Below are 16,127 nucleotides of genomic sequence, written 5' to 3' on the forward strand. Positions count from 1 at the left end.
TTTCTCCTTTCCTTCTGATTAATTTCTTGAGCGCCACTCGTTTTCTATGGCCTCTATCTTCGCTTTCTCCTCGCCTAAAATTTGCTTCAGCTTGGTAGGATCATTGGAATAAGTCGGACGTCCGGGAGTGTTCTCCAGAGTAAACACATTGTCATTATTGGCCGGGAAGGAATCAGCTGCTCCGCCGCCAATAAGAGTGGGGATGCGATTAACAATTCTTAAACCGCATTCTGTAGCAACTTTTTCCATAAGATGAGACTTTTCCTTAGGAATGCTTATCATAATCCAGATAATCTCCTCCCACTTAAACGCTTTTAATAAAAACTCGTCGTTGCTGGGCGTACCGGGGATAAAGTAAGTGTATTCAAGCTTTACTGAGCAGAGCATTACTCCCGGGTGCGGCGGCTTAACCATTCCAACATAATGAATATACTTTGAATCCCTGACAAATTTTTTGAGGGATTCATAACTTTTCCCATGATCCATCCTGCCATATCTTTCTCTGCTATTTTCCATTATCTCCTCCTTTACAATCCCTCAATGTTTATGGTTTATTGTTAATAAAAAGAACTGGTGCTTAATCTTAGCGCAGTTTACCATTTTGTCAAATAAAAACCAGCCGCTTGGGGCTGATGGGAAGGTAAGCCTGCCCCGAAGTGAGCCCTGCTCTACTTCTGGGGTTTACCCCGTACCGCCTTACTGGTGCGTGGGTAATTTTTATCCGCCTTTGGCGGAAATTACGTAATTTTCCAGCCGCCGAATTTCGTGCCAGCAAAGCTGCCGCGCCGCCCAAGATTAATGCAATTTCTCCTAATTTTCTTGTTGGCCAAGTCATAGATTATTTTGCCTTACAATTTCATCGATTCTAGCCTTACTTTTTTTTCTTGTTTCATTTATTTCTTCTTCAAGCTTTTTCATTTCAATAGATATTTCATTAGTTAAATTATGAGGATATTTAGCCGCTGCTATCAAATGAACGATTTTAGTAAAAATCGGCTTTTCTTTCATTAATATCCTAGTTTTTACAACAATCTTTTTATTTTCACTTTCAAGATCTTCCAAGAAAACTTTTAGCTCTGCTACTTTTTTTATTAAAATCTCAATGTTTATTTTATAAGTTTCAAAATCAATATGTTTTTGAATAAATGCTTTTTTTATTTCGCTATAAAATCTATTCGTAGAATTAATCGATCCATTCATTTTATCTACGCTTGTTTCAAAAGAAAAAACTTCGTTGACTAAATCTAAATTCATTAGATCTACGGATATTTCTTCGTCTAAAGCAAATTCATGTAGAACATTAAAATAAACAAATGGCCTGTTATATTCTATTGCGTCTTGGGCAATATTAATGAAATCATCAATTATAAAGATGTTGTCGGAGATGACATTCAAATATCGATTGCAAATTCTTTCAATCTTTACAAGGGCATTGTAATGCTTAACTTGTCTATCATAAATTCTGGTGAGTGCATCTGCAAGTCTTATAAACAAGAAAGCGAAAAACGCCCCCATGAAAGCACTTATTGCGCTGTTGATATATCTGATGTCATTAGAAATGAAGATTTTATTAAAAATAAAAAATCCAAAAACAAATATAAATGAACAAATTAAAGTTAAAAGCAAAAGTGGATATGTTTTTTTAATACATTCTCTTAATTTTTTTGTTGGCCAGTTATTCATTTTATATCAACCTACTAATCTGCGAGGATATTCTTTTAATGATCTCTTCGTCCAGTATTTTAACAGATATACGAAAAAAACTTTCTTGTGAATTTATTATAAATGCTTTGTGAGTCCAGAGCATTTTAACTTGGGAGTCATCAAAATAAACAACCCCTTTAAGTGCATCTAGTATACATTTTGCGCGATTATCTAAATCACATTTTTTATATTCAGTACCTGAATTTATACCATGCACTATTGAGACAAGGACATTTTTATCTGTTGGAAAAATATTTACATTTTTTAATTCTTTTTTAAGATCTTCTTTTAATTCATTCTCGAATTTATGGGTACTAGCTTTTTCAATCACAATATTCTTTTCTATTTCACCGTCATACTTATAAGCTATGCTTTTAGATGGTACCAAAGTGTTACCTTGAAGATATACTATTTCTGGATTGATAATTTCTTTAAGCTTTCTCATATCATTTTTTCTTTTTCGCCAAAAATTCAACTCTCACGGATTTTGGAATAAATTTTTTTGCTCTAAAACTTACCTCCTCGCCCTTTCTAGTATAAAAAATAACTTTTACAGGTTTAGAAACTATCTTAGTCGCTTTAAACGAAATATGTTGTCTTGCTTGTTTTGGCATAAATTTTATCTTAATCAAAAATAAATACTATTAATCTCCTTCATAATTTTATCCGTCTCAACCAGCACGCACTCGGCTTAAATTTTTTCTAGATTTCTCCTAAAGTTGTTTTTTTATTTCTTGTTCATAGAAAATTATATCTTCTTCATTTTCAAGAGCCTTTTTCAATTTCTTGAGATTCCTCGCTAAATTCTCCTACATCCTCACCAAATTCAACTTTTTGGCCATCCTCAATAAAACCATCATTTTTATCTTTCTCTTCTTGTTTTTCAGAATTCTCATCTTCAAGATCATTTTCTTGATCAATTCTCATATATTTCACAAAGATATTATTAGCTTAGATTGATAAAACTAACAGTACGACACCTGCAATTAGAAAAATAATTGAAAATTTAAACCACAGAGCAAGTTCTGAAGATATTTTTTCATTATTAGTGATATCTGTTTCTAATTTTTTATTGAATTTCATTACTAATTTTTCATGAGGCCACTCGAAGCTTTTTTCTATTAGTTCTTTTAATTTTGGTCCTTGACTATATTTTTTTGACCAAATTGAACAAACAGCAAACAACAAAGAGACAGCAACTAGAAAAAAAGATTTTTTTTGAAAGCCACTAAGACATGAACTCTTACTGATTAGAAATCCCAATAAAGCAACATCTGCCACAATAATCCAATTAAGCTTATTATTAAGATAATCTATGGCTTTTTGTTGGCTATTGGAAAATTCTACAATTTTTTCATGAACAAAAAGTGTCTTGTGTAGATCGTCTTTGCTATTATTCTCTTTTTCTTCATTGTTATCCACCATATTCGTTATTCTTTAAATTTAATCTATTGGCAGTCAGCGCTTATATTTCAAAATTTTAATAACTTTTTGAATCGTCTTTTCCAGATTTTTTTGAATTTCATGCTCCCGCCGCTGAATTTTCCGCCTGATATACTAATTACAGGCAGGCTGTAAATTTTGCGATAGCAATAAATACAGCCTGGTTGGGATTTATTGAGAGTGGAATACTGTACAAACCCCGGCGAGGATGATTGAAAGTTTTTTAAAATAAACGCGGGCGAAATTTGGGTTTTTTGGATTATGTAACATATGTAATTTTTCCATCAAAGTTGTATTTTTAATTTCTCTCTCTCATAATTTTTAATAGTCAATGTAAAACTTAGTTATTCCGAACCCCTTGTCGTCATCAAACATACCAAACTCCCATGGATGTGATGGGTATACCTGTATATTGTTATCTTTTCGTTCAATAAATTTAAAATCACGGGGTGACTGCATGAGAAAATCTTTCTCTTCGCCGCCTGATGTAAATTGCCTTTCATAAATCGAAAGGGCATTGCACAACATTGCAAAAAGAAATGAACAGAAAATATTACCTCTCGTAATAACTCCCCTCTCTTTAAAATCATTAAAATATTTCCTGTCTGACTTATTATCAATTTTGAAATACTTTGCTGCCTCTATGCACAATGTAACTCGGAAATCCGGCTCAAGCCCATCATCTACCTGATTTTTGTATATAAGATCGGCTTTCCTGATTATTAACTTCAAAAGTCGCATATTTGTCTCCACTCTTTCTACAAACAATCCTTCAAGAAAACTAATTATTTGACTCTTTCTGTTTGCACCGGTCCAAACCAATTTATTATTATCCTGTCTATTGAATGAGCCTGTGAATAAATTATTACGAAAAATTTCATCAACGAATTTATCAAGCTTTACCTTTTCAGGTTGAAAAAAGTCGAAATAATCAATGCACTTTAAATACGACTCTAAATTTTTATAGTAGTTCTCATTGGCTATAGGAACAATAACCACAAACTTTTTCTTAAAGCTGTAGGAGTGCAAAAATTGTTTCAATGTTTCCAGAAAAAACACACCCGCATCTCCTGACCTATCTATATCTTCAACAATAATAAACAGATTGCTATCAGCTTTTTCTACCTGCTCTTTTAAAATTTTCTGTATCTCATCAACTCTTCTTGCTGGAGACGTTTCGAAAAAATGATTTATGCCTTCAAGAACTGCAAATCCTGGTATTCTAGAAATAGTTTTAATTAATGTTTTTTTATCCTCATTTTGTGTTCCCTGAATTTTTTTCTCTGTTTCTGCAAAATCTTTCGGACTTATTTCCTTTGAAAAATCTAAAATAAACCCCTCCCACAAATCTTTCCTGTCTGGATATTTCCAAGCATCAAACTCTATCCACTTTTCACCGCTTCCTCGCTCGTTCATAACTCGATTTATCATAGTGCTTTTCCCGCTTCCAAAGGGCCCAACCAAAGCAATGATTGAGGAAGTGGGAAGGGAATCTATTTTCTTAGCAAAACTGGCAACAATGTCAGAAAAACCTAGTAGATCATTGACCTTGCTATGTTCTTTTAATAATTCGTGATTTTTTACGAAACCTTGATTAGCCATATGATTCTATTAAACTCCCATCTCTCCGCTCATTAACTTTGGCAAAAGCAAATTGCAGAGAAATCATATCTTATATTAATATCCACAGGGCATATTTGCAAGTATGGTATAATTAATTTAGGAAGAGGGCGAATATCTATCTTTTGGATAAAATATTCGCCCCTCTTTTACTTAATCCCGCATGGGGGATTCTTCTTATTTCGGATGTCTTTTTCAATCTTCAATCGATCTTCTAGAGAATACTTATCGGTTGGCATCCATTTAACTGCGACAGAATAACCACCGTGTTTATCCCAACATGGTTTTCTTTCATGTGTCAGCAACCTCGTTCCCGTTTCACCGGATTGTCCAACATCAATAACTGAGTATATCACATTGAGGATTACGTAAATTGCAGCTCTATCAATCTTAATCTTACCAATTTTATAAGGTCCATCGAAATTATAACCTGCGATTGTAACCATTGGACTTAATTTTCTAGCCAACTTTTCGGCTGGATTAATAATTATTTAAACCTTAGGGAAATACCGACCTATTTCCCATAGGCACCTGTGGATAACTTGACCTTGTTTAGGTTTTCTTTAGGTATTATAATATAAGTAGTAAAAAAGTCAATATGATCTCAAAAAGATTATCAAAAAAACAAAAGGAAGTTCTTGATTTTATTACCGCTTTTCAACAAAAGCGCGAGTATTCCCCTTCCCTAGAAGAAATCGCTAAACATTTCAATATTGCAATTCCCACTGCTCACCAACATGTGCAGGTATTAAAAAGAAAAGGATTTATAAGCGCAAGAAAGGGGGAAAAACGATCTATCTCAGTAAAAGAAAAAGCTTCAATGGTACAAGTCCCGCTGCTTGGTGTTATTACTGCTGGCCAGCCGATTGAAGCGATAGAAAATAAAGAGACAATTGCTGTACCACAAAATAAACTCTCCCATTCCGGAGAATTTTATGCTTTACGAGTTTTGGGCAATAGCATGATTGATGAAAATATAAAAGACGGCGATATTGTTTTAGTAAAAAAACAAGAAGTTGCAGAAAATGGACAAAAAGTCGTTGCTTTAATTGATAACTATGAAGCAACACTGAAAAAATTTTATAAGGAAAGAGGACACATTCGGTTGCAACCAGCTAATAAGAACATTGAACCAATAATTATAAAAAGGGATAGAGAACTAACTATTCAGGGCATTGTAATAGATGTAATTAAAAATGAAGAGGAATTGCAAGCGGAAGAAATTTTAACTGCAGGAAAGGTTAAAAGACACTTAAAACTTCCTCTTAATAAAATTATTTTAGGAGACGCTGTTAGAGAATTAAGAAAATTACCGGATGAAAGTTGCGATATTATTATTATCGACCCGCCTTATAATATCGGAAAGGATTTCGGAAATAATATTGATAAAAGAGAATTAAGCGAATATATTGAATGGAGCAAAAAATGGATTAATGAATCTATAAGAGTAATGAAATCAACTGGTACAATGTTTATTTACGGATTTAGTGAAATTTTAGCGTACTTGTCAGTTGAAATTCCTATAAATAAGCGATGGCTCATTTGGCACTATACTAACAAAAATGTTGCATCTTTAAATTTTTGGCAAAGAAGCCACGAAGCAATTATTTGCGCCTGGAAAGAAAAACCAATTTTCAACCGGGACGAAGTGAGAGAGCCATATACTGAAGGATTTCTAAACGGCGCCGCTGGAAAAGTACGTAAAGGAACTATGGGAAGATTCAGCCGAGGTGGACAAGAAACTGTTTATAATGCACACGAAGGTGGCGCGTTACCAAGAGACGTTATAAAAATACCCGCTCTAGCAGGAGGAGCGGGAATGGTTGAAAGGTGGTTTTTATGCAAAACATGCAATGACGTTTTTGAGCCACGTGAATTAAAAAAACACCAAAATCATGAGATTATAAAACATCCGACACAAAAACCCTTGGAACTTTCAAAAAAACTTATAAAATCAGCCTCCTCAAGCAAAGAAGGCGTTATTTTGGTACCATTCGTCGGCAGCGGTTCAGAATGCGTCGCAGCCAAAGAACTTGGTAAAAATTATCTTGGTTTTGAATTAAACCCAGATTATGTAAAGTTGGCCGAAGAGTGGTTAAAATCTACAAAGACTGCTCCTAAGTTATTTTAATTTTGAATCAATTTCTTCTTTCTTTTGTTCAAAAATGTAGGGCTCAAAAATAACAAAGCCATTCGAGAATACACGAAGCATTTTTGTGTCTAGATAGTTTTTCTTAAAAGTAAGATATGATTTTAAAAATCCCGTCCCTCTTTTCTTTTTAGGATGCAAAATGGTTTTAAGATCAGGTACTTCATAGCGGATTGGAATTGTTATGCCCGGAATCGGCTCTTTCGGCTTATGACTACGCCCCATTACACCACTATTTGATTTCTTCTTTACATCATAATTAATAACTAATTCCCTATATTGTACCTGAATGTCAGCCCCTTTATGATCAAGTTCCTCTGACATATTGACCGTATTTTTTCCAAATACTGACTCGGCAACATATCCTGCATGCATTTGAGTAATAAGCCCTGCCCATGTCCTATATATACGCGCCTCGATTCCTTTCTTAAAACAACTAGGACACATCCCAATTTTCTTTCGAAACTCGCTGAGTTTTTTTCTATTTTCCCTTCTATAAATATCATAGAAGGCGTTAAAATCAACAAAGTTCTTTTCATCCCAGTAAATTCGATATAACAGCTTAATAGCTTGAATATTCTTTGGCAGATTCATTTCCACTATTTTAATAGAACTATACTTTTCTCTGTAAGCACTTAGGTTAACTGTTTTCAAAAAATCACTAAATTTTTGTAGATACATATATTTAACAAATAATTTACTTTTTCCAATCTTTTAAATATTTCTTACAAATTTTTGATTTCCTCTACGATTTCCGGGAAGTGTTCTTGGTTGAAATGCTGGCGGTCTTCAAAAATATGCGCTTTAACACTTGGTAAATCTTTCTTATATCTTTCAACTTCATTAAAAGGCACAATTGGATCATCCTTGCTTTGATACAAATGAATTATTGGGCATTGCTTTTCAACTCCTTCGAGCGATTTTTTAAAAACAAAATCACTAATCTCATGGGTTTCTGAATGTGGCGGAGCTACCAAAAAAAGAGCTTTTATTTTTTTAGGAAATTCGTTTTCAGATAAATATTTAACCAGAAAGATGCCTCCTTGCGAATGTCCGATTAAAATCGGTTCACTTTCCATAAATGGAAACATTCTTTTAAACCATATTTTCCATTCCTCATACCTGGCATTATTTGAATTGGGCATACGGGGCGCAAGCACTTGGAATTCTCCTCCCAATTCCGATTGCAGGTGAATTTTCCAATCTTTTTTGGGCAGAAATGATTCAATCGTTACTTCCTGATTTTTAAGATCATCCAAAAATTTTTTGTACGAATCAAACGAACTTCCGCCATGTATAATAATAACTTGTTGTTTCATACTGTAAATTTTTTACTTTCTCTAATCCCATCCTTCGCCATAAAGCTTCCACCGACGCCAAGGCTTTGGCGGACAAGTCGGAAGGACATGCCTAATTATTTACTTCTATAATCTCTAATCACCCCGTAAAATCCGCGGCGGATAACGGGGCAAGCCAACCCTCCCCCCAGTTAAATAATACTTCCGCAAATTAGCGGGACAGGCATTCAGGGTAAAATCTAAATTTGCCGGGTTTTCAGATTTTGATACTCTAAGTAAGTTAATGTTACGACAAAAATGTCCAAAATGGTTAAGACAATCAGCCAGGCAGAATGAGAAATTGAATAGCGATACATCTGGTAGAAAATAAATATTCCAAATACGGCGATTGCGAGCGGATAAGCCCACAATTTTTTTCTAAAAAGGGCGGCAATCAGAAATATTTTTATGAGCCCGTGGCTCAAGAGGAACAAACCTCCAAAAATTTGGCTGCTCACGGAAAAGCCGCGGGCCGCGTGAACCAGAAAATTGGCAAAGAGGTCTTTCGGATCCTCGCTTAATTCGTTTTGAGTAAGGAGTCTTACCAAATAGTTAAGGGTTTCAGGGCGAATGAAAAACAGCAGTATTCCGCCGATAATTTCCAAAATTCCATTCAGCCCTTTAAGAAGGATGCCGACCCGAAACGTGTCATGGATTACCTTGGCATACATTTTATCCATGAATAAAGTATAAATTCTTTACCGCAAAAACACCAGCCACTAACCACTTCCCAACATCGTACGCCAAGAAATAAAAACTAAGGGGCAGGCGGGGTAAACCCAGTTAAATAATACTTCCTTTTATTTTTCAAACAATTTTAAGTATCCAGAAAACACAAATAACCGGTTTCTTTTAAATCCGGTGATTTCTTTAAAAATCCCGATCTTTTCAAATTGTTTGACCAGCGTGCTTGCTGAAGGATGAGTTATTTGTAATCTTTTAGCTATCTGTTTAGTGTTTAAGATGGGCTGAGAATACAAATGTTTCAGCAGTTCTTGTCCTATTTTTGCTCTTTTACCAAGAGACATAATTTTTTGTTCGGATTGATGTCTAAGAGCAATAATTTTTTCAAACGTCAATTTGCCGTTTTTTGCCGTTTCCGCAACACCAACCAAAAAAAACTTGATCCAGTGTTCCAAGTCATTTGAAGTTCTCACAACGGTAAGCGCATCGTAATAAGCACCTTTGTTTCTTTCAAAGAAATCCGATAAATATAGCGTTGGTTTTGAGAGAATCCTCTGTGACACAAGATAGAGAGTAATAAGTAATCGGCCAATGCGACCATTGCCATCTAAAAATGGATGTATGGTTTCAAATTGATAATGACTAATAGCAATCTTAATCAGGTGAGGCATATCAATTTTCTTATTATGCCAAAACTTTTCTAAGTCGCTAAGCAAATACGGCATTTCATTGGGATGCGGCGGAATGAATACGGCGTCTTTCAATGTTGCGCCGCCAATCCAGTTTTGACTGGTGCGTATTTCTCCGGAATCTTTATGTTTGCCGCGAACACCAGTTAATAAAATCTTATGAGTATCTTTAAGAAGTCGCATTGAAAGCGGAAGTTTTTCTAATTCAGCAATTGCATAATCCATTGCCTTTGTATAATTTTGAACTTCTGCCCAATCATCTCTTCTTTCGGGATTGATTTCTTCTTTAGGTAAAAGCGCCTCATCCATTCCCGTTTTAGTCCCTTCAATTCTACTGGACGTTGTTGCCTCTTTGAAAACATGCATGCGGATAAAAAAATCCACATCAGGCACAAGTAAAGAATAAGCATTCAATTCTCCCAGGTATCGTGTCGCTTCTTCAAGCAATACGTCAATCTTAGGGTCCAACCATTTAAAAGCCACATTGATCAGAGACGGGGAAAAACTTTTATATTCATATTGCTGTTTATATACGCCTGACTTAAATGTTGTATTTTTCATAATAATTGACTTTACATAAGAATATTTATATTTAAAGTTTAGCACCTAACTTTACATATGTCAATTCATGTTAAAAGTTGGATTGTGGATAAAAGCGGGCAACCGCCTGCCTGCCCGCTTCGCAGTGAGGCGACCAGGCCTCGTAAAATTGACACCATAACGGGGTAAACAATCCATATCAGACGCTATATTATCCGGTAAAATCACGTGTTCAAAATACCAAACTATATCACCTAGTAATTGCGGGTAATTACGAATTTTATGACGCCTTCTTTACGAATCTATCAAAAATCATCCTCGCTTTTTTCATGAAAATATTTAAACCTCAATTCGCTGTAGCGCGGGTCGCTGACTATCTTATTAATTTTTTTTGATGTGTGTTTAATCTGAACATACAAGTCGCGCAATTCTTTTTCCATAGCCGCGATGAGATTTTTGCCGGTTTTCAGTTCAACGTAATTAAGCTTTTTTCTCATTTCAAAATCGGCCTGCTCCTTTTTTACCCTTTCAAGAATCCGCTTCTTTTCCGTATACTCTTTTTTGAGCGCAAGATACGCGCCGATCTCCATTTTTACGGCCTCTAGCTCCTCACGAAATTCCTCGTCGCCTTTTTCGCTTTTTTCACCAGCCGGAAACTGGAAATTTTCTAATTTTTGAGCCATAAATTTACTTCTTCCAATCTTTAATCACAATCCTGCCTCTAAACGCGCAATAATCGCGCAAGAAATCGCGCAATAGTTTATCTATTTTTATTCCTATAATCCCTAATAACAATTCCTCCCTTAATCCTTTTCACCCTCACTCGCTGTTTTTCCTTCCAGCCGAGCGCATCGGTCATCTCTTTAGGTAAAGTCGTGGCCAAGCTCGTTTTGCCCAGCCGCACCAATTTTCTCGTGTTTTTGTCCTTTAATTTCATAGGCGAATATACTTAAGTATATACTTGGGTATATACCTCCATCCTACGCCAAAAAGGCCTGGAAATCAAATAAAAAACGGCGGGAGTTTGCGCCGTGAAAATCGGTTTGCCCGCGCCTCTTTTTTTCAAACAAAAACCCTGCCTCAATAATTGGGCAGGGCTTAGATGTTCATCCAGTGTTTCAGCAGGTACATATTTTCTTTAATTGAAATAGCAAGATAAAACAGTAGAAAAGCTATGAGTATGGCAGTGTAATAAATCTCTTTGCGCTTTCGTGCCGCGGCATCAATCCGGCAACCCGTCTCAATGGCAAAAATACCCAGGCCGCAAATGACGACTTTGCCAAAGATGACGCCTCCCAATCCCCACAGTTCGTAATAAATTCCCAAGACAGGGCCCTTTTCTGCCGCTCCTCCTCATCCTGACTGAATGACTAAAACAGTATAAACCAGATCAACAAAACAAAGCAGCAAGAAACACATCGCCAATCTACTCACCTAAACCACCTCCTTTAAAGAACTGTCCTTTTATTCATCTTAGCTTCTTTTCAGACACTTATATCCTACGCCAAAAAGGCCTGGAAATCAAATAAAAAGCAGATGCTAATTATTTTTATTGTGATAAAAAAATACCCTAAACACCATGCTGGCATTTAGGGTTAAAAGAGGGTTAATATTTTTCTAAAAAAGGACTTTTTTTCTTTGGCAGTTCTCTGCCCTTCTTTTTTAACATCAACAATCTGCCCATATCCGATTTCTTTGAAATAAGCGATAGCCGTGGACTGGCCTAATATGCCATGAACCATCCTTTCCCTTGCTACACAGTATTTTGATTTAACTGTGCCAATGAAATTATTGGCACTTATTTTCCGGGAAAATTCTAAGGAAAATTCATTGTTGAACACAGTAAGCAAGGCTTCGATATATGCCAATAAGTAGGAACTACTATCGAAAGAAATCCCGTTTTTCGCAATTAAGTTTCTCTGCTCCAAGGATAACCCCATCTCTTCTAGATATGATATTATCTCTTCTTTGTCCTGATCTGATATTTTGCAATCCCCGCTCATGATTGGAAAATCGAAACGCACAGACACATTGCATTCAAAAACAATGAGTCTGATCTCCTGTTTACCTATCCGCTTTGATAATTTCACTAAGTTGAACTGCATGGCATTCCTCCTTTCATAAAAAATTTCAAATAACTGCTGAAAACAGAATATATCACAGTTTTTATTTTTTGTCAATCAAAAGCACCGTCCGAATTTGCATCACGATTTGGACTTTTTATATTTTTATCCTAAGCTAAAAGTTTTTCTTTAATGAAATTGGAAAAAAGATTTAAAAATAAAAAGAGAGATCGGCCGATCTCTCTAAAGGATAAAAGAATAAATGGAAGAATTACCCCGGAAAATTAGGGTGATTTTTTTCGAAATCCGGTTCCGGCGGGAATGAGCCGTCCGATGATGACGTTTTCTTTCAACCCCCGCAACCGGTCTTCCTTGCCGATAACCGCGGCGTTGATGAGAACGCGCGCCGTTTCTTGAAAAGACGCCGCCGAAAGAAATGATTCAGTGGAAAGTGCCACTTTGGTAATGCCCATAATTATCTGTTCGCCTTTGGCTGCTGCGCCTCCGGTTTTCTTTATTTCCCTGTTGGCCTCTTCAAACTGATCTTTTTCCACAATGTCTCCCGGCAGCAGTTCAGTGTCTCCCGGGTCAAGAATTTTAATCCGACTCAACATCTGGCGGATGATAACCTCAATGTGCTTGTCGTTAATTCCTTCACCCTGGGAAGCATAAATTTCCTGAATTTCCCGGGTGATATAGCGCTGCACCTCTTCTCTTCCCAGCAGGTGGTAAAGTTTCTTAAGATCAATATTTCCCGCGTTGATCAAGGCGCCTTTGGCAATTGCCTGCCCTTTCTTCACTAAAAGAGTTAACTCCGCCGGCACCGCATATTCCCGAATATCTTTTTTCTTGCCCTCGGTCTCGATTATAACAGTTATGGTTTTGTGATTTTTATTGTTAATATCCGCCACCTTTCCGTCCACTTCGGAAATAAGGCCTTCTCCCTTGGGCGGGCGGGCTTCAAATATTTCCTCCACCCGGGGAAGACCCTGGGTGATGTCGGTTCCGGCCACTCCCCCGATATGGAAGGTTCTCATAGTGAGCTGGGTTCCCGGTTCTCCAATAGCCTGGGCGGCCACAATTCCGACGGCCTGGCCCAAGTGGACTACTTCATTTCTTCCCAGATCAATGCCGTAACATTTCTGGCATACTCCGCGCTTCGTCTTGCAGGTTATCACGCTGCGAATTTTCACCTTTTCAATATTAAGGCCTTCGATTTTTTTGGCATCTTCGCGGCTAATCAGGATATCTTTCCCGACAATTACTTTTTTGCCTTTGGGATCAGTGATGTCCTCAATGGTCACTCTTCCCTCAACGCGGGCGGCAAAACTTTGCCCGATTTTATCGGAATCGGCTTTGTAAAGATAAGATCCTTCTTTGTCTTTGCAATCCTCTTCCCGGACAATCACGTCTTGAGCCACATCCACCAGGCGGCGGGTGAGATATCCGGCGGTGGAAGTACGGAGAGCCGTGTCGGCCATTCCCTTCCGGGCGCCGTGGGTGGAAATAAAATATTCAAGCACGTTGAATCCTTCTTTGAAAGAACTCTTCACGGGAAGTTCAATGGTCTCCCCGGTGGGACCGGCCACCAATCCTTTCATTCCCGTCATCTGCACTACCACCGATTCGCTTCCCCGGGCCTTGGAATGGATCATGAAATGAACCGCCCCTTCTTTATCCAGAGAATTACGAACCGCTTCCGCGATTTTATTCTTGGCTTCGTTCCAGACCTCGATCACCCGGTTCTTTCTTTCTTCTTCAGTCAGCAGTCCCATATTGTACTGCTGATTAATCGTTGCCACACTTTGCTCGGCCTGAGCCAGCACTGCTTTTTTCTCTTCCGGAACTTTCAAATCATCCATTCCCCAGCTGATGCCGGAACAGGTAACTGCCTGGAAGCCCAGATTTTTAATCCGGTCAATGTAATAAGCCGTTTTTTCCTGCCCAATTTCCTGGAGTAATCTAGCCACCAATCCCTTAAGTTCTTTCTTGGTCATTTCCTCATTAATGAAGCGCAACTGTTCGGGAAGGGCGTCGTTCAGGAGAACTCTGCCCACCGTTGTTTCAATAATCTTTTCGTTGAGCAACAGTTTTACTTGAGCATTAACTCTTACTATTCCCAGCTGATAAGCGTGAATGGCTTCTTCTTCCGAAGAGAATGCTTTTCCTTCTCCCTTTACGCCTTTTTTAATATGAGTGAGGTAATAAATTCCCAGTACCACATCCTGGGAAGGAACGGTGATGGGCTCACCGGTAGCGGGCTTAAGCAAGTTTTTAGTTGAAAGCATTATCTGGGAACTTTCTTCCCGGGCCTGATCGGTAAGAGGAACGTGAACGGCCATTTGGTCGCCGTCAAAGTCAGCATTAAAGGCGGCGCACACCATCGGATGAATCTGAATGGCTTTCCCTTCAATGAGCACCGGCTGGAAGGCCTGGATGGAAAGGCGGTGCAGAGTCGGCGCCCGGTTGAGGAGCACGTAGTGGCGTTCGATAATCTCATCCAGAATTTCATAGGCCTCTTCGGCTTCAGCGTCCACCATTCTCCCGGCGGTGCGGACGTTGTGAGCGTATTCTTTTTCAATGAGTTGGTTAATGATAAATGGTTTGAATAGTTCAAGGGCCATTTTTTTCGGCAGCCCGGCTTGATGCAGTTTGAGCTGCGGTCCTACTATAATCACGCTCCGACCGGAGTAATCAACTCTTTTTCCCAGTAGGTTCTGGCGAAAGCGTCCCTGTTTGCCTTTGAGAGAATCCGCCAGTGACCGGAGTGGCCGGCGCTGTCCGGTGGAGGCAGCCACAGCCATCTGGCGCCGGCGGGCGCTATTGTCAAAAAGAGCGTCTACTGCTTCCTGCAGCATCCGTTTTTCATTGCGGGTAATTACTTCCGGAGCTCCCAAGTCAATGAGTTTTTTGAGACGATTGTTACGGTTGATAATCCGCCGGTAGAGATCGTTAAGGTCGGAAGTGGCAAAGCGGCCGCCATCAAGTGCAACCATTGGGCGAAGGTCGGGAGGAATGACTGGAATAACAATTGGCAGCATCCATTCAAGACGCAGTTTGGCTTTTTTAAACCCTTGAAAAAGTTTCAAGCGTTTGAGAAATTTTTTCCGATCGGTTATCTCTTCAGATTCCAACTCTTTCTTGAGGCGCTGGATCTGATCATCAACATTCATTTTCTCCAGAACCCGGCGGACAGCTTCAGCTCCAATGCCGGCGGAAAACACCTGGCCAAAACGGCTGGAAAGATTGAAATACTCCAGCTCCGAAAGAATCTGAAGGGAATGAAGACCCCTGAGCTCCTCCCGGGCGGAGCGGTAAATTTCTTTTAGCTCCTCCAAAAGTTTTTCGGGTGATCCGTCTTGAGTTAATTTTCCGCTCTTAATCTCTTTTTGCTTGGCTTTGTACTCATTGTCCAGCTGTTCCAGAGCCCGGGTGCGAGCCCCCTCGTCTAATTCCATAATTAGGTAGGCAGAAAAGTAGACAACTTTTTCAATATCCTGAAGCGATATTCCCAGAGCCAGTCCTATCTTGGAAGGAACCCCCCGCAAAAACCAGATATGCGAAACCGGAACAGCCAGCTTGATATGGCCCATCCGCTCTCGGCGCACAATCGAACGGGTTACTTCCACGCCGCACTTATCGCAGACAATGCCTTTATAGCGGATGCGTTTGTATTTGCCGCAATAACATTCCCAGTCCTTCGAAGGACCGAAAATCTTTTCGCAAAACAGTCCGTCCTTTTCATACCGCTGGGTGCGGTAATTGATGGTCTCTGGCTTGGTTACTTCTCCGTGAGACCAGGTCAATATTTTGTCGGGACTGGCCAGTTTCAGCTGAACGCTGTTAAAATCGCTTACTCTGATAATGTTTTCCATAAATTATAGAATATATTAAGGTA

General features: G+C 38.4%; 18 protein-coding genes. 1 reads left to right on the top strand and 17 read right to left on the bottom strand.

Annotated features, from left to right (window positions below):
- Window positions 1-18 precede the first annotated feature (18 nt).
- The 8 genes from NT136_02275 to NT136_02310 form a co-directional block, all read right to left on the bottom strand.
- A complete protein-coding gene (locus NT136_02275) occupies window positions 19-516 on the bottom strand; it encodes a hypothetical protein (protein ID MCX6765762.1) in 498 nt (165 codons plus the stop codon).
- 315 nt (window positions 517-831) lie between these two features.
- Window positions 832-1,683 carry a hypothetical protein gene (locus NT136_02280; GenBank protein MCX6765763.1) on the bottom strand — a complete coding sequence of 284 codons (852 nt, stop codon included), beginning with the start codon at window positions 1,681-1,683 and terminating at the stop codon, window positions 832-834.
- 1 nt (window position 1,684) lies between these two features.
- On the bottom strand, window positions 1,685-2,149 hold the full coding sequence (locus NT136_02285) for a RusA family crossover junction endodeoxyribonuclease (GenBank protein ID MCX6765764.1): 465 nt from the start codon (window positions 2,147-2,149) through the stop codon (window positions 1,685-1,687).
- Between the two features lies 1 nt (window position 2,150).
- The gene (locus NT136_02290) at window positions 2,151-2,318 is read right to left on the bottom strand and encodes a hypothetical protein (GenBank protein MCX6765765.1); all 168 of its coding nucleotides are present in this window, start codon (window positions 2,316-2,318) and stop codon (window positions 2,151-2,153) included.
- A gap of 151 nt (window positions 2,319-2,469) precedes the next feature.
- Window positions 2,470-2,631: a hypothetical protein gene (locus tag NT136_02295; protein MCX6765766.1), complete on the bottom strand. Its 162-nt coding sequence runs from the start codon at window positions 2,629-2,631 to the stop codon at window positions 2,470-2,472.
- 24 nt (window positions 2,632-2,655) lie between these two features.
- Entirely contained in the window at window positions 2,656-3,129 is a 474-nt protein-coding gene (locus NT136_02300) for a hypothetical protein (protein MCX6765767.1), read from the bottom strand.
- 339 nt (window positions 3,130-3,468) lie between these two features.
- The gene (locus NT136_02305) at window positions 3,469-4,749 is read right to left on the bottom strand and encodes a P-loop NTPase fold protein (protein ID MCX6765768.1); all 1,281 of its coding nucleotides are present in this window, start codon (window positions 4,747-4,749) and stop codon (window positions 3,469-3,471) included.
- Between the two features lie 167 nt (window positions 4,750-4,916).
- On the bottom strand, window positions 4,917-5,213 hold the full coding sequence (locus NT136_02310) for a hypothetical protein (protein MCX6765769.1): 297 nt from the start codon (window positions 5,211-5,213) through the stop codon (window positions 4,917-4,919).
- A 152-nt stretch (window positions 5,214-5,365) separates the two neighbouring features.
- Between NT136_02310 and lexA the strand changes: the two genes are divergently transcribed.
- The gene (gene lexA / locus NT136_02315) at window positions 5,366-6,898 is read left to right on the top strand and encodes a transcriptional repressor LexA (protein MCX6765770.1); all 1,533 of its coding nucleotides are present in this window, start codon (window positions 5,366-5,368) and stop codon (window positions 6,896-6,898) included.
- Here lexA and NT136_02320 read toward each other — a convergent pair.
- The 9 genes from NT136_02320 to rpoC form a co-directional block, all read right to left on the bottom strand.
- Window positions 6,890-7,597, bottom strand: a complete 708-nt coding sequence (locus tag NT136_02320; GenBank protein ID MCX6765771.1) for a TaqI family restriction endonuclease — start codon at window positions 7,595-7,597, stop codon at window positions 6,890-6,892. The two genes, lexA and NT136_02320, sit on opposite strands and share 9 nt — an antisense overlap.
- 44 nt (window positions 7,598-7,641) lie before the next feature.
- The gene (locus tag NT136_02325) at window positions 7,642-8,235 is read right to left on the bottom strand and encodes an alpha/beta hydrolase (GenBank protein ID MCX6765772.1); all 594 of its coding nucleotides are present in this window, start codon (window positions 8,233-8,235) and stop codon (window positions 7,642-7,644) included.
- A 218-nt stretch (window positions 8,236-8,453) separates the two neighbouring features.
- Window positions 8,454-8,933 carry a DUF2127 domain-containing protein gene (locus NT136_02330; GenBank protein ID MCX6765773.1) on the bottom strand — a complete coding sequence of 160 codons (480 nt, stop codon included), beginning with the start codon at window positions 8,931-8,933 and terminating at the stop codon, window positions 8,454-8,456.
- A gap of 120 nt (window positions 8,934-9,053) precedes the next feature.
- Window positions 9,054-10,187, bottom strand: coding sequence for a Fic family protein (locus NT136_02335; GenBank protein MCX6765774.1), 1,134 nt, complete (start codon window positions 10,185-10,187; stop codon window positions 9,054-9,056).
- A 284-nt stretch (window positions 10,188-10,471) separates the two neighbouring features.
- On the bottom strand, window positions 10,472-10,849 hold the full coding sequence (locus tag NT136_02340; protein ID MCX6765775.1) for a hypothetical protein: 378 nt from the start codon (window positions 10,847-10,849) through the stop codon (window positions 10,472-10,474).
- A 77-nt stretch (window positions 10,850-10,926) separates the two neighbouring features.
- On the bottom strand, window positions 10,927-11,103 hold the full coding sequence (locus tag NT136_02345; protein ID MCX6765776.1) for an AbrB/MazE/SpoVT family DNA-binding domain-containing protein: 177 nt from the start codon (window positions 11,101-11,103) through the stop codon (window positions 10,927-10,929).
- Between the two features lie 161 nt (window positions 11,104-11,264).
- Complete coding sequence (locus tag NT136_02350; GenBank protein MCX6765777.1) at window positions 11,265-11,492, bottom strand: hypothetical protein; 228 nt, start codon at window positions 11,490-11,492, stop codon at window positions 11,265-11,267.
- 269 nt (window positions 11,493-11,761) lie between these two features.
- Window positions 11,762-12,271, bottom strand: coding sequence for a hypothetical protein (locus NT136_02355; GenBank protein MCX6765778.1), 510 nt, complete (start codon window positions 12,269-12,271; stop codon window positions 11,762-11,764).
- Window positions 12,272-12,513: 242 nt separating this feature from the next.
- Window positions 12,514-16,104, bottom strand: a complete 3,591-nt coding sequence (gene rpoC, locus NT136_02360; GenBank protein MCX6765779.1) for a DNA-directed RNA polymerase subunit beta' — start codon at window positions 16,102-16,104, stop codon at window positions 12,514-12,516.
- Window positions 16,105-16,127: the final 23 nt, after the last annotated feature.

It is taken from the genome of Candidatus Moraniibacteriota bacterium (assembly GCA_026396275.1).
GTDB lineage: Bacteria > Patescibacteriota > Minisyncoccia > Moranbacterales > JAPLXC01 > JAPLXC01.

Excerpts from the sequence above, each read along its gene's own strand:
- NT136_02275 (MCX6765762.1), bottom strand. The coding sequence starts at position 516 with ATGGAAAATAGCAGAGAAAGATATGGCAGGATGGATCATGGGAAAAGT.
- NT136_02280 (MCX6765763.1), bottom strand. The coding sequence starts at position 1,683 with ATGAATAACTGGCCAACAAAAAAATTAAGAGAATGTATTAAAAAAACA.
- NT136_02285 (MCX6765764.1), bottom strand. The coding sequence starts at position 2,149 with ATGAGAAAGCTTAAAGAAATTATCAATCCAGAAATAGTATATCTTCAA.
- NT136_02290 (MCX6765765.1), bottom strand. The coding sequence starts at position 2,318 with ATGCCAAAACAAGCAAGACAACATATTTCGTTTAAAGCGACTAAGATA.
- NT136_02295 (MCX6765766.1), bottom strand. The coding sequence starts at position 2,631 with ATGAGAATTGATCAAGAAAATGATCTTGAAGATGAGAATTCTGAAAAA.
- NT136_02300 (MCX6765767.1), bottom strand. The coding sequence starts at position 3,129 with ATGGTGGATAACAATGAAGAAAAAGAGAATAATAGCAAAGACGATCTA.
- NT136_02305 (MCX6765768.1), bottom strand. The coding sequence starts at position 4,749 with ATGGCTAATCAAGGTTTCGTAAAAAATCACGAATTATTAAAAGAACAT.
- NT136_02310 (MCX6765769.1), bottom strand. The coding sequence starts at position 5,213 with ATGGTTACAATCGCAGGTTATAATTTCGATGGACCTTATAAAATTGGT.
- lexA (MCX6765770.1), top strand. The coding sequence starts at position 5,366 with ATGATCTCAAAAAGATTATCAAAAAAACAAAAGGAAGTTCTTGATTTT.
- NT136_02320 (MCX6765771.1), bottom strand. The coding sequence starts at position 7,597 with ATGTATCTACAAAAATTTAGTGATTTTTTGAAAACAGTTAACCTAAGT.
- NT136_02325 (MCX6765772.1), bottom strand. The coding sequence starts at position 8,235 with ATGAAACAACAAGTTATTATTATACATGGCGGAAGTTCGTTTGATTCG.
- NT136_02330 (MCX6765773.1), bottom strand. The coding sequence starts at position 8,933 with ATGGATAAAATGTATGCCAAGGTAATCCATGACACGTTTCGGGTCGGC.
- NT136_02335 (MCX6765774.1), bottom strand. The coding sequence starts at position 10,187 with ATGAAAAATACAACATTTAAGTCAGGCGTATATAAACAGCAATATGAA.
- NT136_02340 (MCX6765775.1), bottom strand. The coding sequence starts at position 10,849 with ATGGCTCAAAAATTAGAAAATTTCCAGTTTCCGGCTGGTGAAAAAAGC.
- NT136_02345 (MCX6765776.1), bottom strand. The coding sequence starts at position 11,103 with ATGAAATTAAAGGACAAAAACACGAGAAAATTGGTGCGGCTGGGCAAA.
- NT136_02355 (MCX6765778.1), bottom strand. The coding sequence starts at position 12,271 with ATGCAGTTCAACTTAGTGAAATTATCAAAGCGGATAGGTAAACAGGAG.
- rpoC (MCX6765779.1), bottom strand. The coding sequence starts at position 16,104 with ATGGAAAACATTATCAGAGTAAGCGATTTTAACAGCGTTCAGCTGAAA.